The sequence below is a fragment of the Pseudomonas sp. SIMBA_068 genome, from assembly GCF_046534705.1.
In the GTDB taxonomy this organism is placed as follows: domain Bacteria; phylum Pseudomonadota; class Gammaproteobacteria; order Pseudomonadales; family Pseudomonadaceae; genus Aquipseudomonas; species Aquipseudomonas putida.
On record NZ_JAWRYI010001828.1, the window covers coordinates 1 to 231 of the forward strand.

Sequence of the window (231 nt, forward strand, 5' to 3'; positions counted from 1 at the left end):
TGAGCAGTTCCAGGGTGATGCCGCTGGCGCGGTGCTGTGCGTCGTTGAAGGTCAGCGGCGCCAGCGACGTGTTGACCAGCACTTTGACGGTGGGGTTGCGGGCGATCCAGTCGGTTTCTTCAGCGGTCAGGGCCGCCAGGTGGCGCTCCAGCAGCAGGCTGGTATTGCCGCTGGTCCAGCGGCGCAGGATGGTCAGGCGCTCGCTTTCGGTGATTCTGCCCAAGGCCTCGT

The 231-nt window shown here is 65.8% G+C and carries 1 protein-coding gene; it reads right to left on the reverse strand.

The window, feature by feature from the left end:
- The coding region (locus SB756_RS36080; protein WP_410914049.1) for a hypothetical protein at nucleotides 1–231 on the reverse strand (231 nt) is incomplete at both ends.